20 protein-coding genes are annotated in these 25,609 nt (G+C 74.1%); 9 read left to right on the top strand and 11 right to left on the bottom strand.

Annotated elements, in window-relative coordinates:
- Positions 1-134: 134 nt before the first annotated feature.
- The 7 genes from E4623_RS19030 to E4623_RS19000 all read right to left on the bottom strand — a co-directional run bounded on the left by E4623_RS19030 (position 135) and on the right by E4623_RS19000 (position 8,669).
- The gene (locus E4623_RS19030; protein ID WP_134768160.1) at positions 135-1,454 is read right to left on the bottom strand and encodes a cyclopropane-fatty-acyl-phospholipid synthase family protein; all 1,320 of its coding nucleotides are present in this window, start codon (positions 1,452-1,454) and stop codon (positions 135-137) included.
- Positions 1,451-2,713 (bottom strand): cyclopropane-fatty-acyl-phospholipid synthase family protein, encoded by a 1,263-nt coding sequence (locus tag E4623_RS19025; RefSeq protein ID WP_134768159.1) that lies wholly within the window; start codon positions 2,711-2,713, stop codon positions 1,451-1,453. Before E4623_RS19025 ends, E4623_RS19030 begins: the two co-directional genes overlap by 4 nt.
- Positions 2,710-4,689 (bottom strand): FAD-dependent oxidoreductase, encoded by a 1,980-nt coding sequence (locus E4623_RS19020; RefSeq protein WP_134768158.1) that lies wholly within the window; start codon positions 4,687-4,689, stop codon positions 2,710-2,712. The genes E4623_RS19025 and E4623_RS19020 overlap by 4 nt, the downstream gene beginning before the upstream one ends.
- The gene (locus E4623_RS19015; RefSeq protein ID WP_134768157.1) at positions 4,689-5,414 is read right to left on the bottom strand and encodes an anti-sigma factor; all 726 of its coding nucleotides are present in this window, start codon (positions 5,412-5,414) and stop codon (positions 4,689-4,691) included. The genes E4623_RS19020 and E4623_RS19015 overlap by 1 nt, the downstream gene beginning before the upstream one ends.
- Positions 5,411-6,025 carry an ECF RNA polymerase sigma factor SigK gene (gene sigK, locus E4623_RS19010; RefSeq protein WP_134768156.1) on the bottom strand — a complete coding sequence of 205 codons (615 nt, stop codon included), beginning with the start codon at positions 6,023-6,025 and terminating at the stop codon, positions 5,411-5,413. The genes E4623_RS19015 and sigK overlap by 4 nt, the downstream gene beginning before the upstream one ends.
- A gap of 38 nt (positions 6,026-6,063) precedes the next feature.
- Positions 6,064-6,789 (bottom strand): fasciclin domain-containing protein, encoded by a 726-nt coding sequence (locus tag E4623_RS19005; RefSeq protein WP_134768155.1) that lies wholly within the window; start codon positions 6,787-6,789, stop codon positions 6,064-6,066.
- Between the two features lie 179 nt (positions 6,790-6,968).
- Entirely contained in the window at positions 6,969-8,669 is a 1,701-nt protein-coding gene (locus E4623_RS19000) for a molybdopterin-dependent oxidoreductase (protein ID WP_134768154.1), read from the bottom strand.
- Positions 8,670-8,749: 80 nt separating this feature from the next.
- On the opposite strand from E4623_RS19000, the gene E4623_RS18995 reads away from it, so the two are divergent.
- Positions 8,750-9,529, top strand: a complete 780-nt coding sequence (locus E4623_RS18995; RefSeq protein ID WP_134768153.1) for an enoyl-CoA hydratase-related protein — start codon at positions 8,750-8,752, stop codon at positions 9,527-9,529.
- A 196-nt stretch (positions 9,530-9,725) separates the two neighbouring features.
- On the top strand, positions 9,726-11,939 hold the full coding sequence (locus E4623_RS18990) for a UvrD-helicase domain-containing protein (RefSeq protein WP_134768152.1): 2,214 nt from the start codon (positions 9,726-9,728) through the stop codon (positions 11,937-11,939).
- Positions 11,940-12,003: 64 nt separating this feature from the next.
- On the opposite strand, the gene E4623_RS18985 is transcribed toward E4623_RS18990, so the two are convergent.
- Positions 12,004-12,288 (bottom strand): hypothetical protein, encoded by a 285-nt coding sequence (locus E4623_RS18985; RefSeq protein WP_134768151.1) that lies wholly within the window; start codon positions 12,286-12,288, stop codon positions 12,004-12,006.
- Positions 12,289-12,469: 181 nt separating this feature from the next.
- On the opposite strand from E4623_RS18985, the gene E4623_RS18980 reads away from it, so the two are divergent.
- From E4623_RS18980 to E4623_RS18970, 3 genes are all read left to right on the top strand, one after another.
- Complete coding sequence (locus E4623_RS18980; protein ID WP_134768150.1) at positions 12,470-13,048, top strand: sigma-70 family RNA polymerase sigma factor; 579 nt, start codon at positions 12,470-12,472, stop codon at positions 13,046-13,048.
- A complete protein-coding gene (locus E4623_RS18975) occupies positions 13,045-13,539 on the top strand; it encodes a hypothetical protein (protein WP_134768149.1) in 495 nt (164 codons plus the stop codon). Before E4623_RS18980 ends, E4623_RS18975 begins: the two co-directional genes overlap by 4 nt.
- A gap of 91 nt (positions 13,540-13,630) precedes the next feature.
- Positions 13,631-15,109, top strand: a complete 1,479-nt coding sequence (locus E4623_RS18970; protein ID WP_134768148.1) for a glutamine synthetase family protein — start codon at positions 13,631-13,633, stop codon at positions 15,107-15,109.
- A 58-nt stretch (positions 15,110-15,167) separates the two neighbouring features.
- Here E4623_RS18970 and E4623_RS18965 read toward each other — a convergent pair whose 3' ends face one another.
- Positions 15,168-16,544: a S8/S53 family peptidase gene (locus E4623_RS18965; RefSeq protein ID WP_134768147.1), complete on the bottom strand. Its 1,377-nt coding sequence runs from the start codon at positions 16,542-16,544 to the stop codon at positions 15,168-15,170.
- 132 nt (positions 16,545-16,676) lie between these two features.
- Between E4623_RS18965 and E4623_RS18960 the strand changes: the two genes are divergently transcribed.
- Positions 16,677-19,211, top strand: coding sequence for a CHAT domain-containing tetratricopeptide repeat protein (locus E4623_RS18960; RefSeq protein WP_134768146.1), 2,535 nt, complete (start codon positions 16,677-16,679; stop codon positions 19,209-19,211).
- 42 nt (positions 19,212-19,253) lie between these two features.
- Positions 19,254-21,170: a chorismate-binding protein gene (locus tag E4623_RS18955; RefSeq protein ID WP_134768145.1), complete on the top strand. Its 1,917-nt coding sequence runs from the start codon at positions 19,254-19,256 to the stop codon at positions 21,168-21,170.
- Between the two features lie 174 nt (positions 21,171-21,344).
- On the opposite strand, the gene E4623_RS18950 is transcribed toward E4623_RS18955, so the two are convergent.
- Together E4623_RS18950 and E4623_RS18945 are read right to left on the bottom strand one after the other, a co-directional pair.
- A complete protein-coding gene (locus tag E4623_RS18950; protein WP_209020769.1) occupies positions 21,345-22,877 on the bottom strand; it encodes a flotillin family protein in 1,533 nt (510 codons plus the stop codon).
- 124 nt (positions 22,878-23,001) lie between these two features.
- Entirely contained in the window at positions 23,002-23,526 is a 525-nt protein-coding gene (locus E4623_RS18945; protein ID WP_134768144.1) for a hypothetical protein, read from the bottom strand.
- Between the two features lie 55 nt (positions 23,527-23,581).
- On the opposite strand from E4623_RS18945, the gene E4623_RS18940 reads away from it, so the two are divergent.
- Positions 23,582-24,157: an aminodeoxychorismate/anthranilate synthase component II gene (locus E4623_RS18940; protein WP_245155172.1), complete on the top strand. Its 576-nt coding sequence runs from the start codon at positions 23,582-23,584 to the stop codon at positions 24,155-24,157.
- The gene (locus E4623_RS18935) at positions 24,154-25,497 is read left to right on the top strand and encodes an anthranilate synthase component I family protein (RefSeq protein ID WP_134768142.1); all 1,344 of its coding nucleotides are present in this window, start codon (positions 24,154-24,156) and stop codon (positions 25,495-25,497) included. The genes E4623_RS18940 and E4623_RS18935 overlap by 4 nt, the downstream gene beginning before the upstream one ends.
- Positions 25,498-25,609: the final 112 nt, after the last annotated feature.

Genomic DNA, 25,609 nt, shown 5'->3' with positions numbered 1-25,609 from the left:
GGTCCGGTGGCGATCCGTCGGGCCGGCGGGGCGGGGGTCCTGAGCGTGCAATTGCCGCGAATGGGCCAGTTCTCGCGCTGAGAAGTGGCCAGATCGCGGCAATTGCGCGGGGAGGGCCATACGAGGCGACCCGCTCACCACTCCCGGACCAGCGGCAGCGTGTGCGGCCCGCCGGGGCGGACCATCAGGATCTGGTCGACCCCCATCCGGCCGTCGCGGAAGGCCATCGAGCCGCCGACGAGGTAGAGACGCCAGACCCGCACGACCTCCTCGCCCACCAGCTCGGTGAGCCGGTCGATGTTGGCCTCGAAGCGCTCGAGCCAGCCCGCGACGGTGAGCACGTAGTGCTCGCGCAGCGCGTGGACGTCGCGGACCTCGAGGCCGCCGGACTCCAGCATCGCGACGGTCTCGCCGACCGGGCGCATGTACATGTCCGGGGCGATGAACGACTCGATGAACGGGCCGCCGCCGGGCCACTTCCCGCTGCGCGACATCTGCTGCACCAGCACCCGACCGCCCGGCTTCACCGAGCGGCGCAGCACCGCGGCGTACGTCGGGTAGTTCCGCTGACCGACGTGCTCGCCCATCTCGATCGAGGAGACGGCGTCGAAGTGGTCGCGCTCGGGCACCTCGCGGTAGTCCTGGAGCCGGATCTTGACCCGGTCCGCCAGGCCGCGCTCGCGGATCCGCTCGTCGATGAACCGCTTCTGCTCGGCGGCGATGGTGACGCCGACGACGCGCGCGCCGAAGTGCTCGGCGGCGTGCAGCGACATCGAGCCCCAGCCGCAGCCGACGTCGAGGAGCGTGGAGCCCTCGGTGAGCCCGAGCTTGGTGCAGACCAGCGACAGCTTGGCGGCCTGCGCCTCCTCGAGCGGCTGCCCGGGCGAGGAGTGGTAGCCCGAGGAGTAGGCCATGTTCGGCTCGAGGATCAGGGAGTAGAACTCGTTGGAGAGGTCGTAGTGGTGGCTGATCGCGCGGCGGTCGCGCAGCGCGCTGTGCAGCCGACCCTTGATGTTCGCCTGCGACGCCGGTGCGGCCGGCGGGCGGCCGAGTGCCTTGAGGTCGAGCGCGGTGCGCACCGCCCGGACGACGGCGGACGGCGAGGGGCGGGTCCCCGACAGGCCGCGCTCGTGAGCGACGGCGAAGGCGTGGGTGAGGGCCCGGTCGAGGTCCCAGCCGTCCTGCTCGGGGACGTCGAGCTCCCCGGTCACGTAGGCCTGCGCGGCGCCGAGCTCGTTCGGGTGCCACAGCAGCCGGCGGACGGCGTCCACGGAGTGCAGGACGACGAGCGGGCCGTCGGGCGAGCCGGCCTCCGAGCCGTCCCAGGCGCGCAGCCGCACCGGCAGCTCGCCGCCGACGAACGGCGCCACGGCGTCCGCGATCCGCTGGGCGACGCCCGGGGTCCCGACACGGGCGGGACCGGTCTCCACGACCAGGGTGCGGTCGGTCGTCATGCGTCGTCCCGGGTGAAGGTGAGCTGGTTGACGTCGATGTAGCCGGAGGCGAAGCCGGCACGGCTGTACTCGAGGTAGAAGTGCCACATCCGCAGGAACGTCTCGTCGAAGCCGAGGTCGAGCACCTGCCGCTGCGCGGCGAGGAACGCCTGGTCCCAGAGCCGCAGGGTCTGCGCGTAGTGCTGGCCCAGGGAGAACGGCTCGGCCATCCGCAGGGAGCTGTGCTCGCGCGTGATCTCGTCGAGCACGCGCACCGACGGCAGGAAGCCGCCCGGGAAGATGTACTTGTGGATCCAGGTGTAGGTGTTGCGGGTCGCCAGCATCCGGTCGTGCGGCATGGTGATCGCCTGGATCGCCACCCTGCCACCAGGCGCGAGCACCCGGTCGATGGTCTGGAAGTACGTCGGCCAGTACTGCCAGCCGACGGCCTCGATCATCTCGACCGAGACGACGGCGTCGTAGGAGCCGTCGACGTCGCGGTAGTCGCAGAGCTCGATGCTGACCTGGTCGCTGCTGAACCCCTGCTCGCGGGCGGCGGCGGCCACTCGCTCCCGGCCGAGCGCCTGCTGCTCGGTCGACAGGGTGATCGAGGTGACGGTGGCTCCGCGCCGGGCGGCGCGGATGCACAGCTCGCCCCAGCCCGACCCGATCTCGAGGAGCCGGGTGCCCTCGCCGACACCGGCCTGGTCGAGGAGCCGCTCGATCTTGCGACCCTGGGCCGCTTCCAGGTCGGCCGCCGTCGCGGTGGCGGGGTCGCCGGCGTACAGGGCGCTGGAGTAGCTCAGCGTCGGGTCGAGGAACAGCTCGAACAGGTCGTTGGAGAGGTCGTAGTGGTGCGCGATGTTGTTGCGCGAGTTCTTGGTGCTGCTCCGCTGGCGCCGCGGCGGACGCTTGACGACGACTGAGCGCAGCCTCTGCAGGCTCTCCGGCACCAGGTGCTGCATCTCGGCCGCGAGGACGCCCAGGAAGCCGCCGAGGTCCTCGGCGTCCCAGGCGCCGGTGAGGTAGGCCTCACCGAACCCGATCAGCTGGTGCCGGCCGATCCGGGCGAAGAACTCCTCGGGCCGGGTGATGACCATGGTCGGACCGCCGCGGCCGAACGACGTCTCGCCCTCGACCACGGTGACGTCGAGGCGGCCGATGGCGGCGTGGAAGAGCCGCCGGGCGACCTTCGCGGAGAATGCTGCGCGGGGGCCGGACGGGACGACGTCGAGTCCGGGCCAGTGGTTGGCGGCGACGCGCTCGGGAGCAACGGTCACGACACACCTTCTTGGGAGTGGGCCGGGCGCGGGCGCACCGGCAGGCGACGCAGCCACAGCACGATGCCGTGGGCGCGGATGAGGAGCGAGCCCCGCAACGCTGCGGGGGCCGCACGGAGCGGGCTGGTGCTGGAGCGGGCGCCGGTCATCGAGGCGCTGAACCGCGGCGAGTCCTCGGTGTGCAGCTCCACGACGACGTGCAGCCGGTCGGTGGGCGGCGGGACGGTGAGGTGGTAGGTGCCGTCGGTGCCGTGGAACGGCGAGACGTACATCGCCTTGGGCGTGGTGGCCCGGCCCTTCTCGTCGGTGTGCACGAGGTAGGCGTGGCGATCGCCGTAGGTGTTGTGGACCTCCACCAGGGTGGCCACCCGCTCGCCGCTCTCGTCGTGGCACCAGAACACGCTGATGGGGTTGAAGCAGTAGCCGAACGCCCGCGGGTGGGCGGCCAGGAACACCTTGCCGGCGCCGATCTCGACGTCGTGCCGGCGCAGGAACGCCACCACGTTGTCGCGGATCGAGGCGTCCGGGACCCCGAGGTGGTCGCGCGCCTCGAACCGGGCCAGGACGCCGTGGTCGGGCAGGTCGTCGAGGTCGACGACCCACGTGTGCGAGCGGTGGGTGAAGCGGCGCTGGAACGGCGCGCGGCGGGTGTGGCTGATCGTGGTGTCGTAGGTGCCGGTCGCGATCGCGGGCTCGCTCGCGGACTCGGCCTCGGCCTCGGGCCAGGTGAGACCGAGGCGCTCGGCGGCGGCCAGGCCGGAGCGCGCGCCGTCCTCGTGGAAGCCCCAGCCGTGGTAGGCGCCGGCGAAGACCAGCCGGTCGGTGTCGATCTCCGGGAGCCGCGCCTGGGCGGCGACCGAGGCCGGGTTGTAGAGCGGGTGCTCGTACTCGCGCCGGGCGAGCACGGTGGCGGGGTCGACGAGGTCCTCGCCGCCGAGCGTCACGAGGTAGCGGACGTCGGTGTCGAGACGCTGGAGGCGGGTGAGGTCGTAGGTGACGGTGATGCCCTCCTCGCGCGTGCGGCGCCGGAAGTTCCAGCTGGCGCGCGCGTCGTCGGCGTCGGGGAGCAGCGAGGCGTCGGTGTGCAGGAGCGCGGTGTTGGGGGAGTACGGCATCGCCGCCAGCAGCTCGCGTTGCAGCGGCGTCGGGTCGGCGAGCAGCGAGAGGGCCTGGCCCGGGTGGGCGGCGACCACGACGGCGTCGTACGTCGCGACCGCGCCGTTGCCGTCGGTGACCTCGACGCCGGTGGCGGTCTCGAGCACCGACGTCACCTTCGTGCCGGTGCGGACCTCCTGCAGCGCGGCCGCGACCCGGTCGACGTAGGAGCGCGAGCCGCCGGTGACGGTGCGCCACTGCGGCGAGCCGAAGACGCCGAGCATGCCGTGGTGCTCGAGGAACCGGAACAGGTAGCGGGCCGGGTAGTCGAGCGACACCGCGGGGTCGCACGACCACACGCACGCCACGAGGGGCTCCATGAAGTGGCGGACGAAGTACGCCGAGAAGCGACCGTCGTCGAGGAACTCGCGCAGCGTCCGGGTGTCGGACTCCTGCGCGAGGAGCGCCCTGGCGCGGCGGTGGAACAGCGGGATCTCGGCGAGCATGGCGAGGTAGCGGGGCTTGCGCAGGTTGGCCGAGGTGGGGAACAGCCCACGGCGGCCGAGCGCGCCGGCCCACTCGAGCCGGCTGTCGTCGTCCTTGATCGACATCGACATCTCCGAGGCCTGCGTGGCCACGCCGAGCTCGGCGAAGAGCCGGAGCAGCACCGGGTAGGTGCGCGGGTTGTGCACGATGAAGCCGGTGTCGATGCGCAGCTCGTGCTGCTCACCGCCCCGGTGCTCGGGGACGACGTGCGTGTCGGCGTGCCCGCCGAGCCGCTCGTCGGCCTCGTACAGCGTCACGTGGGCCGTGCGGGAGGCGACGTAGGCCGCGGTGAGACCCGCGACGCCAGACCCGACGACCGCGATCCGTCGCGTCATCACGCGTTCTCGAACGGGACCACCGCGACGACCTGGTCGCTGGGCTCGCTCGGGTCGGTGCCGGCCTGCTCGACGGTGATGCCGAAGCCGGAGGCGCTGGCGGGGTCGCCCTCGAGGATGACCGCGCCGGTCCCGCCGGCCATGTGACCGGCCGCGACCATGGTGTCGTCGTGCTGCAGCCACAGCGCGTAGTCGTGGCCGGACGGTGCGGCGGGCATGTCGGTGGCCTGCATGACCGCACGGTTGAGCGACTTCGAGCGGACGACGGTCGCGGACCCGCCACCCTCGATCGGGACGACGACCTCCTCGGCGTCCTTCGCCTGGAGGATCTGCTCGCTCGCGCTGAGCTGCGGGCTCTGCGACGTGTCGTCGGACCAGGGGTGCCAGATGGTCGTACCGACGGCGCCGAACGCGATCAGTGCAGCAGCCGCTGCGACCAGAACCGGAAATCGGCGCCGCGTCGCGCGACCTCGTTCGGCCGCGTTCGCGACCAGCGGCGGCAGCGGACGCACGGTCTGGATGTCGGCGAGGACGGAGTCGCGCAGCGAGGCGGGCGGCTCGACGGCGACGGTCTCGGTGAGCCGCGCGGCGGTCTCGCGGAGCGAGTCGACCTCGGCCCGGCAGGACGCGCAGCCGGACAGGTGCCGCTCGAAGCTGGCTCGTTCGAGCTCGTCGACGGCGCCGACGGCGTACGCGCCGGAGAGCGCGTGGATGTCGACGCTCATGACCCCACCCCCATCTTGTCGCGCAGGCGGATGAGGCCGTCGCGGATACGTGTCTTCGCCGTCCCGACCGGGAGGTCGAGCATGCCGGCGACTTCTGTGTGCGTGTAGCCCCCGAAGTACGCGAGCTCGATCGCCTCGCGCTGGACCTCGGTGAGCCCTGTCAGTGCGTCGCGGACCCGTCGCGCCTCCATGGAGGCCTGGGCCGCGTCGGCGGTCGTGTCGTGGTCGATCGCCTGGTTGTGCTGGTTGTACGAGGTGTCGCGCCGCGAGGAGGCCTCGGCCGAGCGGACCCGGTCGACCGCCTTGCGGTGGCAGATGGTCATCAGCCAGGAGAGGGCACTCCCGCGGTCCGAGTCGAACCGGGACGCCGTCCGCCAGACCTCGAGGAACGCCTCCTGGGCGACCTCCTCGGCCTGGGCGGGGTCTCGGACCACGCGGACGGCCAGGCCGTAGACCCGCGCGGACGTCGCGTCGTAGAGCTGCGCGAAGGCCTGCTGGTCGCCCTTGGCCGAGCGGCGGAGCAGGTCACTGAGGACGTCGCCTGGGGCCGGGCCTCCGGACGGCACCCCGCGGAGCGGGGTGCCGTCGGAGGCTGGCGTGAGCCGGTTCATGGTGCTGATCTTGCCCTGTCAGTCGAGAGGTGAACTGGTCAGGACGTCGGCATGGCGTTGGTCAGCACCGAGTCGATGACGTAGACCGTGGCGTTGGCCGTCGGGATGCCGCCGCAGAGGACCTTCGCCTCGACCTTGCCGTCGGAGACGGTCATGCCGGCCTCCGGGTCGCCGGAGATCGTCAGGTTGTCGCCGATCAGGGTCGGCTGCTCGCCGACCACGGCGGTCGGGTCGAGGTTCTCGCCGAGCACGTGGTGCGACAGGATCGTCGCCAGGTCGCTCTGCGCGCCGTCGGCCTTGGCGCCGTCGAGCAGGCCCTGGAGCGTGGCCGGGTCGATGGCGGCGAAGGCGTCGTTCGCCGGGGCGAACACGGTGAGCGCCGGGGCGTCGTTCAGGGTGCCGGCGAGACCGTCGACGGCGCCGACGGCGGTGACGAGGGTCTCGAGCAGCGGGTTGGTGCCGGCGGCGGTGGCCACCGGGTCGACGACCATGCCGGTCAGCGAGCCGGGCTCGCCCTCGGCGGGCAGCGAGCTGCAGGCGGGACCGAAGACGGCGTCGAACTCGCCGCCGGCCTCTGCGCCCGAGTCCTCGGACGGGGTGTCCTCGGCGGGCGGCGCCTCCGACTCGGTCTCGGCCGGGGCCGAGCTCGTGTCACCGGCGTTGTCGTCGGAGGAATCGTCCTCCGAGCCGCAGGCGGCGAGGGAGATCGAGAGGGTGAGCACGGCCGCAGCGGCGGTGCCGCGGCGGAGGGTCTTGAGCTTCATTGGGGTGGGACCTTCCGTTGAGTGGAATGACGTGAGTGATTCGGTGGCCCGGTCCGGGCGGATTGCCCGGATCGGGACGAGTTCTGGAGTTTTTTTCCCGGGCCCGGAGGCCCTGCGCGCTCTCGACGGCGGGGCCTGCCACCACGCCCGGCGTGAGGGTGCGGTGGCGGCCGCCGGAGCTACGAGGCGGCGGTGAAGAAGAACGAGTGGATGCCGCTCGAGCCGCCCGGGAACGGCGCGGCCTGGACGTCGGTCTGCAGCTGCCCGTCGCCGTCGACCACCCGCGCCGAGATGGTGTGCTGGCCGCCCTCGACCTCGACCTCGCGGTACCACTGGCGCCAGTAGACGTTGTTGACGTCGGGACCGAGCTCGGCGTCGGCCCAGTCGCCGCCGTCCACCTTGACCTGCACCTTCATCACGCCGCCGTTGTCCTGGGCCCAGGCGACGCCGCCGACGTTGACCTTGCCGGCGTCGACGGTGGTGAGCGCGCGGGGCGTGTCGATGCGCGCCGACGGCTTGATCGGGGCACGGGTGTCCCAGCTGCGCTCGGTCCAGTACGACTCGGTGTCGGCGTACGTCGTCATGGTGAGCCTGGTGACCCACTTGGTCGCGCTGATGAAGCCGTAGAGGCCGGGGACGACGACCCGGACGGGGAACCCGTGCTCGCGCGGCAGCGGCTCGCCGTTCATGCCGATGCACAGCAGCGGCTCACGGCCGTCGCGCAGCAGGTCGATCGGGGTGCCGATGGTCATGCCGTCGAAGTCGGTGGCGATCATCTGGTCGGCGTCCTTGCCGATGCCGGCCCGGTCGAGGATGTCCATCAGGGGCACGCCGAGCCAGCGGGCGCCGCCGACGTACTTGCCCCCGACGCTGTTGGAGACGCAGGTCAGGGTGATGTCGCGCTCGACCATCGGCATGTCGAGCAGCTCCTCGAAGCTGATCTCGAGCTTGTTCTCGACGTCGCCGTCGACGGTGAGGGTCCAGTCCTCGGAGGAGACGACGGGGGTGTCGAGGCGGGTGTCGACGCGGTAGAAGTCGCCGTTGGCCACCTGCAGGGGCGTGATGCCCTTGATCTTCGCCTCGAGCCCCTCGGGGAGCGGCCCGAGGGCGCCGGCGGACGTGGGCTCGGGGAGCGTGATGTCCTCGGGCCGGCCGCGCAGGCCGATGATCCACTTGCCGGCGCCGCCGAGCACGGCGGCGGACGCCGTCAGGACCGCAGCGACGACGAGCACGCCGCGCCGGCTGGGGCGGGTGTCGGCGTCGGCGTCGGCGGGGGCCGCGACGGGGCCCTCGGAGAGGCGGTCGACGGTGGGCTCGCCGGTGCGGTCGGCAGCGGCGGCCCGGGCGCCCTCGGCCTTGGCGACCTCGACGCTCGAGCGGGCCCGCGGGTCGAGCGGCAGGCCGAGCGCGGTGCGGTGCAACCACCACAGGGCGCCGACGCCGGCGAGCGCGGTCAGGAGGCTCGGGACGACGTCCAGCGGCTCGACGATCGGCCGGGTCAGCACCGCGCCCGCCGCGACGGCGACCAGGACGACGAGCAGGCCGGCGCCGAGCGCGAAGCTGCGGCGGGCCAGCAGACCGGCGACCAGGGCGAGCACGAGCACGCCGACGAAGACCGACCCGACCAGCACGATCTTGTCGTAGTTGCGGGCCGCGAAGTCGATCGGACCGATGCTGAAGCCGTCGGACTCGAAGTTCTTGATCGCCCACTCCTTGAGCGAGACCGGGGTCCGGTCGATCACCCCGGAGCCGACGGCCAGCACCGGGGACGAGTCCGGGGTGAGCAGCGACGCCGTCAGGTGGCCCACGCCCATGCCGACCAGGGTCGAGACCAGGCCGAAGAGGGCGTACAGACGACGGGTGGGACGGGAGGTGGCCATGGGCGGTGTTCGTCGCCGACGGGCCCGCCGGATGGGTCGGAGCGCCGGAGCCGACCACCGGGTGCGGCAGGATGGCCGCCATGGCCACGACACCCGCCGGGGACGTCGTCCACGACGAGCTCGTCCACCACCGCGTGGACGGCCCCGTCGCGACGATCACCCTCGACTCCCCGCACAACCGCAACGCGCTGTCGCGCCAGCTGGTGACCGAGCTGGCCGACCGGCTCGCGCGGGCCGAGGCCGACGACGACGTCCGCGTCGTCCGGCTGGTCTCGAGCGGACGGGTCTTCTGCTCCGGCGCCGACCTCGCCGAGGCCGCCGCGGAGGGCATGTCGGCCGGCACCCGCGCGATCGTCGACCTGCAGCGCTTCGTCGTGGGCATGTCGAAGCCGGTCGTCACGGTCGTCCGGGGAGCGGCCCGCGCCGGCGGCATCGGCATCGTCGCCGCCTCCGACGTGGTCGTGGCCGCCGAGGACGCCACCTTCGCGCTGACCGAGGTCAAGCTCGGCCTGGCGCCCGCGATCATCTCCCTGACCGTGTTCCCCCGCCTGACGTCCCGCGCCGCGGCGTACGCCGCCCTGAGCGGCGCCGTCTTCACCGGCGCCGAGGCGGTCCCGATGGGTCTGGTGACCCGCGCCGTCCCCGCCGACGACCTCGACGCGACGGTCGACGCCGTGTGCGCCGAGCTCGCCACCGGCTCCCCCCAGGGGCTGCGCGAGACCAAGGCCCTCCTCGCCCGCGACCTGCTCGCCCGGATCGAGGCGGACGCCGACGAGATGGCCGAGCTGTCGGCCCGGCTCTTCGGCTCCGACGCCGCGCGCGAGGCGATGCACGCGTTCCTGGCACGCCCGGGGCGGTGAGCCGGCGGGGGCGGGTAACTCACCGTTGCTCGCACTCACCCGCCCGAATTCGGGCGGGTGAGCAGTGCGAACGGTGAGTTACCCGCCAGCGCCGCCGCCCCGGTCGGGCCCCTCCGCGGTGAACCGGTCACCACGGCCGCCGAAACCTTTGTAGACTGGACAACTTGCCGGATTCGGGGCCAGTGGAGGGCAGTCGGTGACAGAAGAGCTCGTCGAGCAGGAGATCGCGCGCGAACAACGGTTCGTGGACCGCGTTCACCGCCAGCTCGAGGACGCGGGCAGGGCTGCGCAGCAGCTGGCCCGCGAAGGACACGAACGCGGGCGACTCGGCCACGAGGGCGGCCTCGTCGAGCGCGACGCGATGGTCTTCCAGGCCGCCAAGCGGATCGCGCAGCTCGACGCCGCGCACGAGGGGCTGGTCTTCGGGCGCCTCGACCTGCGCCCCGAGCTCGACCCGGAGCCCCGGTACGTCGGCCGGATCGGCCTGCGCGACGAGAACCGCGACTCCCTGCTCATCGACTGGCGCGCACCCGCGGCCGCGGTGTTCTACCAGGCCACGGCGGCCACCCCGCAGGACGTCGTCCGCCGCCGCGTGCTGCGCTCGGCCGGCACGACGGTGACCAGCGTCGAGGACGAGCTCCTCGACGCCGAGGGCAACACCGACGACCTGCCGATCCTCGGCGAGGGCGCGCTGATGGCCCAGTTGTCGCGGGCCCGCGACCGCACCATGCACTCCATCGTCGCGACGATCCAGGCCGAGCAGGACAAGGCGATCCGCGCGCCCAGCCGCGGCGTCACCACCATCTCCGGCGGCCCGGGCGTCGGCAAGACCGTCGTCGCGCTGCACCGCGCGGCCTACCTGCTCTACACCGACCGGCGCCGCTACGAGTCCGGTGGCGTCCTCGTCGTCGGCCCGAGCGGGGTGTTCATGCGCTACATCGAGCGGGTCCTGCCCTCGCTCGGCGAGACCGCGGTGGCCCTGCGCTCGCTCGGCGAGGTCGTCGACGGCGTCCGTGCGACCCGGCACGACGAGCCGGCGGTGGCCGACATCAAGGGCGCGGTCCGGATGGCCGAGCTGATGCGCCGCACGGCGCGGCAGCAGGCGCCCGGCAGCCCGACCTCGTACCGGGTGTTCTGGTACGACACCACGATCGTGCTCGACCGCGGCCTCCTCGGGCGGCTGCGCCGCCAGATCATGTCGCAGGGTCGCCGCAACCGGCAGCTCCCGCGCGTCACGCCGACGCTGCTCGACGCCATGTGGCGCCAGGTGCGCGGCGAGCGCGGCCGCGACCGGGGTCGGGAGGCCTTCGACGAGGACATGCTCGGCGACGACGACTTCCTCGACTTCGTGCTGGCCTGGTGGCCGCCGGTCACCGCGCCGGAGGTGCTCGGCTGGCTGCGCGACCCCGACCTGCTCGCCCGCGTCGGCGAGGGCGTCGTCACGCCCGAGGAGCAGCGGCTGCTGCTCAAGTCGTGGGCCGGCCTCGGCGACGACGGCGGCGCGACGGGCGCCGGCCTCTCCGTCGCCGACGTCGCCCTGCTCGACGAGCTGCGCTACGCGTTGGGCGACGTCCCGGCCCGCGCCGACGACGAGCGCGACGACCCGATCGCGCTGATCGACGGCGGCGTCGACATCCAGGAGCTGATGACGGCCTCCGACCGCGAGTACGCCCCGTCCGGGCGCGCGTGGACGGCGCCGACGCACTCCATCGACGACGACCCGTTCGCCCACGTCCTCATCGACGAGGCGCAGGACCTGACGCCGATGCAGTGGCGGATGGTCGGCCGTCGCGGGCGCACGGCGTCCTGGACGATCGTCGGCGACCCCGCCCAGTCGTCGTGGCCGGTCCCGGCCGAGTCGGCCGAGGCGCGGGCCGAGGCGCTCGCCGGCAAGGAGCTGCACGAGTTCCACCTCTCGACCAACTACCGCAACTCCGCCGAGATCTACGCGTTCGCGGCGGCGTACGCCGAGCGGGTCGGCCTCGACGTCGACCTCCCGACGGCGGTCCGCTCCACCGGCGTCGAGCCGAAGCGGGTCGGCCCGGCCGGCAGCGCGGCCGAGCTCGAGGCCTCGGTCCGCGAGGCCGTCGTCGAGGTGGCCGGCCAGGTCGGCGGCACGGTCGGCGTCGTCGTCCCGGTGGCGCGCCGGTCCGAGGTCAACGCGTGGCTGGCGTCGTGGCCCGAGCTCGCCGACGACGCCCGCGGCGCCCGCGCCGCGGTCGACTCCTCGGTGACGCCGTCGGGCGAGGACCGCGTCGTCGTCCTCACCGGCCTCGACACCAAGGGGCTGGAGTTCGACGCGATCGTCGTCGTCCGCCCGCAGGAGATCGAGGAGGAGTCGCTGACCGGCCGCTCGACGCTGTACGTCGTCCTCACCCGCGCGACCCAGCTGCTCACCACGGTCAGCTGAGGGTGCTGCGTGTCCCCGGAGGTCCCCCTGACCCCGGGGACACGCAGGTGCGGGGCCGCCCGGCTCAGCCGGCCAGCCGCCGCGGCTCGGTGGTGACCGGCTCGTGCGCGGCGAGGATGCGCAGCATCCCGGCGTGCGTGCGACGCAGCCGCTGGTGGCCGTCCGGCCCGCCCTGCACGACGCACATCCGCTCCCACCGCTCGCGCAACGCCTCGAGGAGGCCCTCGCGGTCGCCGAAGTGCGCCGCCCAGCTCGCCTTCCACGGGAGGTGGCCGGTCATGTCGACGACGGCGACGGCCTCCACCTCGCGGATGATGCGGGTGCGCTCGTGGGTCTCGTGGTGTCTCATGCCGGTCCTCACGGTCGGGGCGACGTCCCTCGTCGCCTGTCCGAGGTGAGGAGGCGCCGGCGGCGCCCGTGATACACCGGAGGAGAAAGTCGTCCACCACGTATCACTGACGGTGGCCCGCTGCTCCTGACTGCGAGACGATGCCGCTGGGTGCCCTGATGACGCCGAGCGGAGGAGGTCGATGCGCGTGGACGCGTCCTACCCCCTGACCGACCTCGTCTCAGCAGCCCAGGACGGTGAGCAGGATGCGTGGAACGCGATCGTCGACCGGTTCCTCCCCCTCGTGGGGGCCATCGCCCGACAGCACCGGCTCTCCGAGGCCGACGCCGACGACGTCAGCCAGACCGTCTGGCTCCGCCTCGTCGAGCACCTGCACGGGCTCCGCGAGCCGGCCGCCCTCCCGGGCTGGATCCGCACGACGGCCCGCCACGAGTGCCTGCGGGTGCTGGCCGCCCGCGGACGCACCCGGGTCGCGGACCCCCAGGAGGACCACACCCTCGACGTCGCCACCGACGACGTCGCCGGCGACGACCTGCTCGCCCTCGAACGCCGCCAGGCGCTCCGCGAGGGGCTGGCCGAGCTCCCCGCCGCCCGGCGGGAGCTGCTGCTCCTGCTGCTCACCGACCCGCCCCTCGCCTACGCCGAGATCAGCGCCCGGCTCGGCATCCCGGTCGGGAGCATCGGCCCGACCCGCGCCCGCGCCCTCGACCAGCTGCGAGCGACCCGCGCGCTGCGCGACCTGGGAGGAGTCCCGACATGAGCTCCGATGACCGCAGGCCCGATCCCGACGGCCCCGACGGCCCCGACGGCCCCGACGACGACGCGCTGCTCGCTGAGCTCGGCCGCGCCGTCTCCGAGGAGGCCGTCGTGACCGCCCGCCGCCGCGAGGCCGCCCGCGCCGCCTTCACCTGGCGCACCGTCGACGCCGAGCTCGCCGACCTGCTCCACGACTCCGCCCTCGAGTCCGGCGCCGTCCGCTCCGCCGGCGTCCCGGACGCCGCCCGCACGCTCTCCTACGGCAACGGCGACGTCACCCTCGAGCTCGAGGTCGACGGCGACACCGTGCTGGGCCAGGTCGTGCGCGAAGCCGACGGAGGGACCGTCGCCGCCGTGGTGCTGCTGCGCCGCGCCGACGGGGCCGAGACCTCCGCCGAGGTGGACCCGTCGGGCTTCTTCCGCTTCACCGACGTCGCTCCGGGCCCGGCCAGGTTCGTCGCCGGCACCCTCACGACGCCGTGGGTCGTCCTCTGACCCTCTCGGGCCGACCCTGCGCTGCGGCGCGGCCCGACGCGGACGGCGGGTGAGCCACCCCTTCGGTCGACCGGTACTGGTACAACGAGCCATGCCCATCGACCCCCTGGAACCGCACCCGCTCGTCCGCCTGCTCGACAAGCCGGCGTCCGACTTCACCGCAGCAGACCTGGTGCGGGCGGTCGAGGAGCTCGACCTGCGCCAGGTGAACCTCCGCTACCTCGGCGGCGACGGCCGGCTCAAGACGATCGCGTTCCCGGTCGAGTCGCGGGCCCGCGTCCTCGAGGTCCTGGTGCGCGGGGAGCGGGTGGACGGCTCCAGCGTCTTCGAGGGCACCGCCACCGACGCGAGCGACGTCTACATCGTGCCGCGGCACCGCACGGCCTTCCTGAACCCGTTCGGGGAGCGGACCTCCCTCGACGTCCTCTGCTCCTTCTACGGCGAGGACGGCGCGCCCCTGCCGTACGCCGGCGAGCAGATCGTGCGGCGCGCGGCCGAGGTGCTCACCGCGGAGACCGGGTGCGTGCTGGAGGCCTTCGGGGAGCTCGAGTACTACCTGGTGGGCGACGTCGACCCGGTCTTCCCCGTGGAGGAGGAGCGTGGCTACCAGGAGTCGATGCCGTTCTCGAAGGGCCAGCAGGTGCGCGAGCAGGTCCTGGGCCACCTCGCGGCGATGGGCGTGCGGATGAAGTACGCCCACGGCGAGGTCGGGAACATCCTCGAGGAGGAGCGCCAGCTGGTGCAGCACGAGATCGAGTTCTGGCCGGTGCCGGTCGAGCAGGCGGCGGACGCCCTCGTCCTGGCCAAGTGGGTGGTGCGCGAGGTCGCCTACTCCCACGGTCTGGAGGCCACCTTCGCGCCGTCCGTGAGCGGTGAGGGCGCGGGCAGCGGCCTGCACGTCCACAGCCGGCTGGTCCGCGACGGGGCGAGCGCGATCGTCGACGCCGACGGGATCGACGACACCGGCCGGCGCCTGGTCGCCGGCTACCTGACCGCGGCGAAGGCCCTCACCGCCTTCGGCAACACCGTGTCGACGTCCTACCTGCGCTTCAGCGACGGCGACGAGTCGCCCGAGGGGATCTGCTGGGGCGAGACCGACCGCACCGGGCTGGTGCGCGTGCCGCTCGCCTGGGTCGGCGACGTGCTGCCCGCGATGGTCGCGCACGCCAACCCCGGCAGCACCGAGACCGTCCCGGAGCCGGCCGTCCACCCCCAGACGATCGAGCTGCGCCTCGCCGACGGCTCGGCCGACGTCCACCTGCTCCTGGCCGGCATGGCGGTCGCGGCCCGGGCCGGGCTCGCCGACCCCGACAGCCTCGAGGTGGCCGAGCGGCTCAACACCGCCGACCACGACGATTTCGAGCAGCTCCCGGCGTCGTGCTCGGAGTCGGCCGACGCGCTCGAGGCCGTCCGGGACCGGTTCGAGGCCGACGGCGTCTTCCCCGCCTCCCTGGTCGACGCCGTCCTCGAGCGGTTGCGCACCGACGAGGACCGGGCGCTGATGAAGAAGGTCGACAAGGACGACGAGGCGCGCGCCGAGCTGGTGCGCCGGCACTGGCACGTCGGCTGACCCGACGACGGGGCTCCGGCCCTCCGGGCGCGGCACCGGCGGCGGGACCGGTGCCGGCTCAGACGAACGGCGGCCCGAGCGCCACGATGTCGCCGGCGCGCGGGTCGTGCAGGTGCCGGCCGGCGGCGACGAGGTCGGCGTGGGCCTTCCGCGCGTGGACGCCGTGCGCCGACATGTAGGCCGCGAGCGAGCCCGTGACGACGGGGGTCGCGAACGACGTCCCGCTCCACCGGGCGATGCCGTCGAAGCGGCGGACCTCGCCGCGGTGCGGGGGCTCGTGGCAGACGTAGCGGCCGACAGGGTAGGCGTTGACCAGGTCGCGTCCGTGGGCGTAGACGTCGACCCACGGCCCGACGTTCGAGAAGTGGGAGACCACGCCACCGCTGTCGAGCGACCCCACCCCGACCACCCACGGGTAGGCCGCCGGCCAGAACGGCCGGGTGCTGGTGTCGTTGCCGGCCGCCGCCACGACGAGCGGCGCCTTCTCGCCCTCGACCAGGTCGAACGCGCGGGACAGGGCCTCGAAGGTGAGCAGGCCGAGGTTGCGCCGGGTGTACGTGCCGGCCGAGATCGAGATCAGCTGCGGGCGGTCCGGGTCGCTGAGCGCCTCGTTGAGCTCCCGCGCGATGTCGGACTCGTAGCACGCACCGCCGTGCGGCATGATCCCCTCGACCTTGACCTCGGTGCCGGGAGCCAGGCAGCGGACGACGCCCGCGACGAAGGTCCCGTGCCCGGCGTAGGGGTGGATCGCGGCGGGGTCCACGTGCTCGACGTCGCCGTGGACGCCCTTCAACCAGGGCGTGGTGTCGCTGGAGCCGGCCGGCTCCCACCAGCCGGTGTCGACGACCGAGACCCTGACCCCCCGGCCGGCGCCGGCGTCCGGGTTCAGCCCCGGGACCGGGGCGGCCACGCCGCAGGTCTCGGGCTCGTCGGCCGGGCACAGCTTCCCGGACCCGCCGGGCGTGACGTAGAGGACGTGGTCGGGACGCACCACGCCCTCGCCCAGCGCCTCGTCGAGCTCGTCGAGCGTCTGTGGCACGCCCTGCGCGTCGCGCCGGGCCGGCAGGGAGAGGCGCCGGACGTCGCCGATCCGCTCGATGGTGCGGACCGCGCCGGCGAACTCCTCGGCGCGCTCCCGGAAGAACGACTCCACGCGGTCGACCTCGTCGGCCAGGGTGAGCACCTCGTCCGGTCGGTAGAGGTAGGAGTCGTCGTCGCCCTTGCCCTCGTGGAGGGCCACGCCCCCGGTCTTGTCGAGGGCGTCCACCAGGATGCGGAGCTGGATCCGGCGGATCTCGGCGTCCTGGTCGCGGACGACGCGCGGCCGCCCCGGCAGCCCCGGCAGCCGGGGCGGCCACCAGGCGCCCCGGGGCCGGACGCCGCGCACGGCGCCGGCGATCCGGGAGAACAGGTGCGGTCTGCGCGGCTCGGCCATGGACGCTCCAGGTGCGAAGGATGACAATGTGCCGGGACCGGCGACCGACCCGGCGTCGTGCCCCGACGCTAGTAGCCACGCGGGGGCCGGTAAATGGCCCGGACGAGCGTTGACAGGAGGTCCGAGGTGGGCATGTCGGACGTCGACCTCGTCGATCTCGCGCTCGACGACCCCGACGCGGCCGAACGGGGGGCGCGCGCGGTGCTGGGGTCGTCCCCGTCACCGGAGCGCCGGGTCCGCGCCCTCCAGGCCCTGGGCATCGTGCACCGCGACCGGGGCAGCCCGGACCTCGCCCTCGGGGACCTGCGCGGCGCCGTCCTCACCGCGACCGCGATCGGCGACGCGGCGCTGATCAGTGACGTCCGCGCGACCTACGGACTCACCCTGGTCGAGGCCGGCCAGCGCCGGCGGGGGCTGCACGAGCTCGACCGGGCGACGTTCGACGTGGAGCACCCCACCGCGCGCACCCGGCTGCGTCGCTCGATGGCGCTGCTGTGGGTCGGGCGCCGGGCGGAGTCGCACGACGAGATGCTGCGGGCGGCGCGGGCCTTCGCCGAGCAGGGCGACCGGCTGTGGCACGCCCGCACGCTGCACCACCTCGGCCTCGTCGAGCTCGCCCTCGGCGACCTCGACGCCGCGGCGGAGCACACCCGGCACGCGATCGCCCTCTTCACCCCCGACGACGACCCCCTCGAGCCGCTGTGGGCCGAGCAGAACCTCGGCGAGATCGCCGTCGCGAACGGCGACCTGGCCCGGGCGCTCGCGATCTTCGACGGCGTGGCGGCGGAGTACCTGCGGCTCGGGCGCCCGCGCCCGCACCTGGCCGTCACCCGCTGCCGCGCGCTCCGGGCCGCGGGCCTGCCCCGCGAGGCGCTCGAGGTGGCCCGGGAGGCCCTCGCGGGGACGACGGTCCACCCGATGGACCGGGCGGCGCTGGAGCTCGTGGCGGCCTCGGCGCTGGTGCAGGTCGAGGAGCGACCGGAGGCCGCGGTCCTCGCCCGCGCCGCCCGCGACGGCTACCGCCGGCTGGGCAACACCTGGGCCGAGGCCCAGGCCAGGCTGGTGCTGGTGCGGGCCCGGCGGGGCGAGCGGGGCGTCCGGTGGGACCGGGAGGCGCGCGAGGTCGCGGCGCTGCTGCACGCGGAGCGGATCGACGACGCCCCGCTCGCGCTCGCGCTGGCGGCCGAGCGGTCGGCGTCGTCCGAACGGTCCGCGCTGCTCGCCGCGGCCGCCACCTACCGCTCCGGTCGCCCCGCCCTCGTCCGGGCCAGCGGCTGGTGGGCCACCGCCCTGGCCCGCGACGACGACGGCGACAGCGGCGGCGTGCTGCGGGCCTGCGCGCGCGGCCTGGACGCGCTCGACGAGCACCGCACCACCCTCGGCAGCACCGAGCTGCGCGCGCTGGCCACCGGGCACGGCAGCGAGCTGGCGGCGCTCGCGCTGCGGCACGCCGCGGCGGGTGCCGGCGGGCCGCGCGCGCTGTTGCGGTGGAGCGAGCGGTGGCGGGCGACCGCGCTCGCCCAGCCGCCGGTCACCCCCGGCGACGAGCCGGTGCTGCCGTCGCTGGCGGCCCTGCGCGACAACGGACGCCGCCTCGCCGAGGCCCGCGCCGGCGGTGAGCCCACCGACCAGCTCGACCAGGAACGCCGCCGTCTCGAGCGGGCCGTGCGCGCCGAGCACCACCGGCAGTCCGGGGCGGTCGCCGTGGCCGAGCACCTCGACGTCGACCACCTCGTCACCGAGGTCGGCGACGGCTGCCTGGTCGAGCTCGTCGACGTCGACGGCGTCGTGCACGTCATCGTCGTGCACCGCGGCAGGGTCCGCCGCGCGGTCGCCGGGACGACGGCCGACGCGCTCGCCCTCACCGGCTCGGCGGCGTTCGTGCTGCGGCGCGCGGCGCGCGGGAGGCCGTTCGCGCCGGGCGACCTCGGGCAGCGGCTGCAGGACACGATCCTCGGGCCGGCCGCCCGGCTGCTGCCCGAGGGCCCGGTCACCGTCGCGCCGACGAGCCGGTTGCACGGCGTCCCGTGGGCGCTGCTGCCGGCGCTGGCCGGGCGGCCGTTCGCCGTCGTCCCGTCGGCCGCGCAGTGGTTGCGGGCGCGGGCCGTGCCGGTGCCCGCCGCGCGCCCCGGCGACGTCGTCCTGCTGGCCGGGCCCGGCCTCGGAACCGGCGGCGCCGAGGTGCCGGTGCTCGCGCAGCGGCGCCCGGACGCCGTCCTGCTCGACGGGGCGGACGCCACCGTCGCCGCGTCGATGACCGCCCTCGACGGCGCCCGGCTCGCGCACGTCGCGGCGCACGGCAGGTTCCGTGCCGACAGCCCGCTGTTCTCCGCCCTCGAGCTGGCCGACGGCCCGCTCACCGTGCACGACCTCGAGCGGCTGCGGGTCGCCCCGCACCGGGTGGTGCTCTCGGCCTGCGAGTCCGGCGTGCTCGCGCCGGTCGGCGCCGAGGAGCTCCTCGGCCTCGCCTCGGCCCTCTTCGCGCTCGGCACCGCCGGCCTCGTCTGCAGCGTCGCCGAGGTCGACGACGCCGCGACCGCTGCGCTGATGGTCGACCTCCACGCCCACCTGGACGCCGGCCTCGACCCCGGCGCCGCGCTGCACGCCGTCCGGGCCGCGGCGCCGGGCGACCCGACCGCGACGGCGTTCGTGGCGCTCGGGGTCTGATCCGCGCTCGGCGCCGTCCCCGGCCTCTCCTAGAGTTCCGCCATGACCACACCCCCCTCGTCGCCGGACGTCCGCGCCGCCATCGACGCGCTCGCGGAGCACGAGGCCTGGGCGATCATCCGGCGTTCGACCCGGGCGGGCGACCGCGACACCGTGGGCCTGGTCGGCGGTGCGCGCACCGAGGTCGCCTCGATCCTCGACGTCCCGCTGGACGAGGGCGTCCCGCAGGACGGCCACATCGCCGACCGGCTGGTGGCGATCCCGTTCCGCCAGGTCGCCGAGCGCGGCTTCGAGGCGCACGACGACGGCACCCCGCTGGTCGTGGTCGACATCGCGACCGAGCGCGAGTTCTCCGTCGCCGAGGTGATCGACGCGATCGACGAGGTGCCGGTCGAGTTCACCGACCGCGGCGGCTTCGAGACCGACGACGAGGAGTACGGCCGGCTGGTCGGCTCGATCATCGCCGACGAGATCGGGCAGGGCGAGGGCGCCAACCTCGTCATCGGTCGGCACTACCGGGCGCAGGTCGCCGACTGGGGCCGCGACAAGGCGCTCGCGGTGTTCCGCCGCCTCCTCGAGCGCGAGCGCGGTGCCTACTGGACCTACGTCTTCTTCACCGGCGACCGCTACCTGATCGGTGCCAGCCCGGAGCGGCACGTCAGCGTGCACGGCGGCGACGTCCGGATGAACCCGATCAGCGGCACCTTCCGCATCCCGTCGGCGGACGACGGGGGTGACGCCCGCAAGCAGCTCCTCGACTTCCTGCACGACGAGAAGGAGATCTACGAGCTCTTCATGGTCGTCGACGAGGAGCTCAAGATGATGTGCGACATCTGCCACGAGGGTGGCCAGGTGCTCGGGCCGTTCCTGAAGCCGATGAGCCGTCTGGTGCACACCGAGTACCTCCTCGCCGGCCGCACCGACCGCGACCCGCGCGAGGTCCTGCGCGACACCATGTACGCCGCCACCGTCACCGGGTCACCGGTCGAGAACGCCTGCCGGCTCATCAAGCAGTACGAGAGCGTCGGCCGCGGGTACTACGGCGCGGCGCTCGCGATCCTCGGGCGCGACGAGGTCGGCGGCGCGGTCGTCGACAGCCCGATCGTGATCCGCACCGCCGACGTCGACCTCGAGGGCCGGCTCACCGTCACCGCGGGCGCGACGCTGGTGCGCGACTCCGACCCCGCCCACGAGGTGGCCGAGACGCACGCCAAGGCGGGCGGCATCCTGTCGGCGTTCGGGCTGGTGCCGCCGGCACCCGTGCCGAGCACCAACCTGGCCGAGCTCGTCGCCGACGAGGACGTCCTGCTCGCGCTCAACGCCCGCAACCGCCGGCTCAGCGCGTTCTGGCTGCGCGACCAGATGGGCTCGCCGCCCGACCCGCGGCTGGCCGGCAAGCACGTCGTCATCCTCGACGGCGAGGACGACTTCGTGAACATGCTGCGCCACGTGCTCGGCGTCCTCGGCCTGACGTCGTCCGTGGTCAAGCACGCCGACTACGAGGCCGGGTGCCTCGACCGCGCCGACCTGGTGGTCGTCGGTCCCGGGCCCGGCGACCCCCGCGACGACGACGACCCGAAGATGGCCAAGCTGCGGCACGCCGTCGCCTGGCTGCTGGCCAGGCGGGCGCCGTTCCTCGCCGTCTGCCTGGGCCACCAGGCGCTGTGCCACGAGCTCGGCATCCCGCTGGCCTACAAGGACATCGTCTTCCAGGGCACCCAGTCGGCGATCGGTTTCGAGGGCCGCACCGAGCGGGTGGGCTTCTACAACACCTTCGTCGGCCGGGTCGGCCCCGACGACACCCTGCCCGACGGCGTCCGCGTCGACGTCGACCCCGAGACCGGCGACGTCCACCACCTGGCCGGCCCGCACTACCGCGGCATCCAGTTCCACGCCGAGTCGATCCTCACCGAGCGCGGCTACGACCTCCTCCACGAGATCGTCGGCTCCCTGCTCTAGGACCACGCTGACCCGTCACCTATCGGCGACGGGTCAGCGTCAATCTCGGACCGACCCGTCACCTATCGGCGACGGGTCAGCGCAGATCCCGGACCGACCCGTCACCTATCGGCGACGGGTCAGCGCAGATCCCAGACTGACCCGTCACCTATCGGCGACGGGTCGGCGTCGGGGTCAGGACGACGACGAGGTGGAGCGGGAGCCGTCGGCGCCCGTCGAGCCGCCGATCGCGCCGGCGGCGCCGCCGACCGACTTCTTGATCAGCGCCTCGAGGTCGAGACCGGTCGTGGTCTTGAGCATCGACAGGGTCTGGACGACGTTGTCGGTGACCTGCTTGGGCAGCGCGCCGGCGCCGTCGGTGGAGACGACGGTGAGCTGGTCGATGGCGGCGATCGGGGCGGCGACCTCGCGGGCGATCTGCGGGAGCACCTCGATCAGCATCTGCAGCACCGCGGCGTCGTTGTAGTGGGCGAACGCCTCGGCCCGCTTGTCCATCGCCTCGGCCTCGGCGTGCCCGATGGCGAGGGTCGCGGCCGCGGTGGCCTCACCCTCGGCGCGGGTGGCGTCGGCCTCGGCGACACGACGGGCCTTCTCGGCCTCACCGCGCCGGGCGCCCTCGATGGCCTCGGCCTCGGCGAGCGCGGTGCGTCGCGACTTCTCGGCCTCACCCGACAGCCGGGCCTCCTCGGCCTTGGCCTGGGCCGAGGCGATGGTGGCCGCCTTGCGGGCCTCGGCCCCGGCGATCTCGGCGTTGCGGTTGGCCTCGGCCTCCTGCTCCAGCTTGTAGCGCGCCGCGTCGGCGGGCTTGCGCACCTGGGTCTCGAGCTGGCGCTCGGTCAGCGACGCCTGCCGGACCGCGACCTTCTCCTGCTCGGTGAGGATCGCCTGGTCTCGGTCGGCCTGCGCGAGCGGTCCGGCCGCCGCCGCCTGGGCGGAGGCCGCGTCCGTCTCGGCCTTGATCTCGGCCTGCTTGAGGGCGAGGGTCCGCTGGGCGACCGCGATCTCCTGCTCGGCGGCGATCTGCGCCTGCTCGGCGGCCTGACGGGCGTTGGCCTCCGCGATCCGGGCGGTCTGGCTGACCCGCGCCGCCTCCGGACGCCCGAGGTCGGCGAGGTAGCTGCCGTCGTCGGTGACGTCCTGGATCTGGAAGGTGTCGAGGATCAGGCCCTGCCCGGTGAGCGAGTTCTCGGACTCGTCGGCGACCCGCTGGGCGAACGCCGCACGGTCGCGGATGATCTGCTCGACGGTGAGCCCGCCGACGATCGAGCGGAGCGCACCGGCGAGCACCTCCTGGGTGAAGGCCTCGACGTCCTGCTGCTGGCTCAGGAACCGCTGGGCGGCGAGGCGGATCTGATCGGCGTTGCCGCCGACCTTGACGATCGCGACGCCCTCGACGTTCAGCTTGATGCCCTGGCCGGAGACGGCGCCGCGGATCTGCACCGAGATCCGCCGGCTGGACAGGTCGAGGGTCGCCTGCTTCTGCACGAACGGGATGACGAAGACGCCGCCGCCGAGCACGACCTTCTGACCCGAGAGGTCGGTGCTGAGCTGGCCGGTCTCGGGGTTGAGCACGGCCTTGCCCTTGCGGCCGGTGATGATGAACGCCTGGTTGGGCCCGGCAACCTTGTAGCGGCTGGTGACCAGGAGGACGACGAGCAGGAGCAGGACGACGAGGCCGATGATGGCGCCGAGGGCGGAGTCGAACACGGGGATCTCTCTTCTGTCGGGGTCTGGGGTGCCGTGGCTGCCCGGCAGTGCCGGCGATCGGCGTCGGTGGTGCGGCGTCGGTGGTCGGTGGTGGGGGTGGACGTCCGACAGGGCCGGGCGGTGGTCAGGAGTCGGTGCTCGGGAGCGCGTTCCACACCGGGGCGACCGTCACGGCCGTCGGTGACAGGACACCGGTCACGTGCACCCGCGTGCCGGCGTCGAGGACGACGTCGGCGCGGGCGTTGAGGCTGATCGTGTGGCCGCCGAGGTAGACCCGGACGTTGCCGAGGCCGTCGGCCGGGATGCCGGAGACGACCAGCCCCTCGTGCCCCACGACGTCGTCGGTGGCCGGGGTGTGGTCGGTGGCGCCGCCGCGCACCAGGCGGGTCAGCGCGGCGCCGAGGGCGCCGAAGAGGATGCCGGCGGAGAGACCGACCCCGAGGGTGACCGCGCCGGGGGCTCCGGCCTGCTCGGCGATCAGGCCGCCGAAGCCGAGCGCGGCGACGAACGAGCCGACGACCTCGGTCGAGAACCAGTCGCCGGAGAGCGCGTCGAGCCCCGGCAGCACGCCGCCGAGCAGGTCTCCGACGACCAGGGAGAAGGCGAGCACGACCAGTCCCGCGATGCCGAGGACGAGGTAGATGCTCACGCCCCTAAACCTACCCAGGAAGGTGTGCTTCGAACCGCCGATAGCGTGGCTCCCCGTGAGCCCTGCGCCGGACGTCGTCGTGGTCGACCACCACGACTCGTACACGTGGAACCTGGTGCACCTCGTCGCCGCGGTGACGGGCTCGCTGCCGGCCGTCGTCCAGCACGACGAGGTCGCCGCGCGCGACGTCCTGGCCTACTCCCACGTGGTGCTCTCACCCGGGCCCGGGCACCCCGACGACGCCGCGGACTTCGCCGTGGGGCGGGCCGTGCTGGCCGCGGCGACGCGCCCGGTGCTCGGCGTCTGCCTCGGCATGCAGGGCCTCGTGACGGCGTACGGCGGGCGGGTCGAGCGGGTCCGGCCGGCGCACGGCGAGGTCGCCCGGATCGACCACGACGGGCGCGGCGTCTTCACCGGCGTCGCCGACGGGTTCGAGGCGGTCCGCTACCACTCGCTCGCGGCGGTCGTCGTCCCCGAGGTGCTGGAGGTGTCGGCCCGCTCCGGCGACGGCGTCGTGATGGGCGTGCGGCACCGGACCCTGCCGCTGGAGGGCGTGCAGTTCCACCCGGAGTCGATCCTGTCGCGGCACGGCGCCGCGCTGGTCGCGAACTTCCTGGCGGGTGCTCGATGAGCGACGCGGGCTCCCCGCGCGGCGCGGACGACGTGCTCGACCCGGCGGACGTGGCGGCCGCCTTCGCCGCGGTCGCCGCCACGCACCCGCGCTGCTTCTGGCTCGACGGCGGCGGCGCGCGCGAGTGGTCCGGACGGCGGTCGGTCCTCGGCTGGCTGGACGACGACGACGTGTCCCTCACCTACTCCGCGGCCCGGCGCGAGGTGACCCGCTGGGTCGCCGGCGACGCAGGCGGCGCGCTGGTCGGCACGGTCGTCGGCGACGACGTCTTCGCGGTGCTCGAGGCCGAGCTGGCGACGGGGGAGGGCCAGTGGTTCGGCTACCTCGGGTACGCCGCCCGCCCCGACCTCCCGGCCCCGCCCGATCCCACGCTGCCCGACGCGGTGTGGATGCGGCCCTCGCACGTGCGGATGTACGACCACCCGCCCGGCGAGGTCCGGCCGTCCCGGGGCGGCGACGTGCCCGGGAACGCCGGGAGCCCCCGGTCCACGGGGGACCCCGACTCCCCACCCGCCGCCTACGCCGCCGCGTTCGACCGCGTCCAGGAGCACCTCCACGCCGGGAACACCTACGAGGTCAACCTGACCCACCGGCTCGAGCGCGCCGGGCCGGCGGCGCCGGCGGGCCCGGCGGCGACCTACCTGCGGCTCCGCGCGCTCAACCCCGCGCCGTACGCCGGGTTCCTCCAGCACGACGTGCCGCGGGCGCGGGCGTGGCTGCTGGCGTCGAGCCCGGAGCGGTACGCCCTGGTGAGCGCCGACCGGGTGCTCGAGACGAAGCCGATCAAGGGCACCACCCCCCGCGGCGCGACGGCCGAGGAGGACGACGCGCTGCGCGACGAGCTCACGACGCACCCGAGGTACCGCGCCGAGAACCTGATGATCGTCGACCTGCTGCGCAACGACCTGGCCCAGGTCTGCGAGGTCGGGACGGTCACGGTGCCGGCGCTGATGGCGGTGGAGTCCTACGAGACGGTGCACCAGCTCGTCTCGACGGTCCGCGGCCGGCTCCGCGACGACGTCTCGACGATGGCCGCGCTCCGCGCGCTGTTCCCGGCCGGGTCGATGACCGGGGCGCCGAAGCTGCGCACGATGCAGGTGATCGAGGAGGTCGAGGCGACGCCCCGCGGTCCGTACGCCGGCGCGTTCGGCTGGGTCTCGGCCGACGGTCGCGCCGACCTCGGCGTCGTCATCCGCAGCCTGGTGACCGCCGGCGACGGCCGCTACACGCTCGGCACCGGCGGCGGGATCACCGTGCTGTCCGAGCCGGACGGCGAGTGGGCCGAGGCGCAGCTGAAGGCGGAACGGCTGCTGCGCGCGCTCGACCAGGCCGCCCGGTGAACCACGCCCGGTGATGCACGCCCGGTGAGGCACGCCCGGTGATGCACGCCCGGTGAAGCACGCCCGGTGAACCCGCCCGGGGCCCGGCCGAGGGCTCTGCCCGCGGGCCGCT

Source organism: Nocardioides sp. 1609 (assembly GCF_004522105.1).
Taxonomy (GTDB): Bacteria; Actinomycetota; Actinomycetes; order Propionibacteriales; family Nocardioidaceae; genus Nocardioides.
This window is presented reverse-complemented; position numbering and strand designations above follow the sequence as displayed.

What these genes read in the sequence shown, in the direction of transcription:
- E4623_RS19005 (WP_134768155.1), bottom strand. Translation starts at nt 6,789, where the DNA reads ATGAAGCTCAAGACCCTCCGCCGCGGCACCGCCGCTGCGGCCGTGCTC.
- E4623_RS18960 (WP_134768146.1), top strand. Translation starts at nt 16,677, where the DNA reads ATGTCGGACGTCGACCTCGTCGATCTCGCGCTCGACGACCCCGACGCG.
- E4623_RS19020 (WP_134768158.1), bottom strand. Translation starts at nt 4,689, where the DNA reads ATGACGCGACGGATCGCGGTCGTCGGGTCTGGCGTCGCGGGTCTCACC.
- E4623_RS18965 (WP_134768147.1), bottom strand. Translation starts at nt 16,544, where the DNA reads ATGGCCGAGCCGCGCAGACCGCACCTGTTCTCCCGGATCGCCGGCGCC.
- E4623_RS18970 (WP_134768148.1), top strand. Translation starts at nt 13,631, where the DNA reads ATGCCCATCGACCCCCTGGAACCGCACCCGCTCGTCCGCCTGCTCGAC.
- E4623_RS18935 (WP_134768142.1), top strand. Translation starts at nt 24,154, where the DNA reads ATGAGCGACGCGGGCTCCCCGCGCGGCGCGGACGACGTGCTCGACCCG.
- E4623_RS19015 (WP_134768157.1), bottom strand. Translation starts at nt 5,414, where the DNA reads ATGAGCGTCGACATCCACGCGCTCTCCGGCGCGTACGCCGTCGGCGCC.
- E4623_RS18955 (WP_134768145.1), top strand. Translation starts at nt 19,254, where the DNA reads ATGACCACACCCCCCTCGTCGCCGGACGTCCGCGCCGCCATCGACGCG.
- E4623_RS18980 (WP_134768150.1), top strand. Translation starts at nt 12,470, where the DNA reads ATGCGCGTGGACGCGTCCTACCCCCTGACCGACCTCGTCTCAGCAGCC.
- E4623_RS18985 (WP_134768151.1), bottom strand. Translation starts at nt 12,288, where the DNA reads ATGAGACACCACGAGACCCACGAGCGCACCCGCATCATCCGCGAGGTG.
- E4623_RS18995 (WP_134768153.1), top strand. Translation starts at nt 8,750, where the DNA reads ATGGCCACGACACCCGCCGGGGACGTCGTCCACGACGAGCTCGTCCAC.
- E4623_RS19000 (WP_134768154.1), bottom strand. Translation starts at nt 8,669, where the DNA reads ATGGCCACCTCCCGTCCCACCCGTCGTCTGTACGCCCTCTTCGGCCTG.
- E4623_RS19030 (WP_134768160.1), bottom strand. Translation starts at nt 1,454, where the DNA reads ATGACGACCGACCGCACCCTGGTCGTGGAGACCGGTCCCGCCCGTGTC.
- E4623_RS18975 (WP_134768149.1), top strand. Translation starts at nt 13,045, where the DNA reads ATGAGCTCCGATGACCGCAGGCCCGATCCCGACGGCCCCGACGGCCCC.
- sigK (WP_134768156.1), bottom strand. Translation starts at nt 6,025, where the DNA reads ATGAACCGGCTCACGCCAGCCTCCGACGGCACCCCGCTCCGCGGGGTG.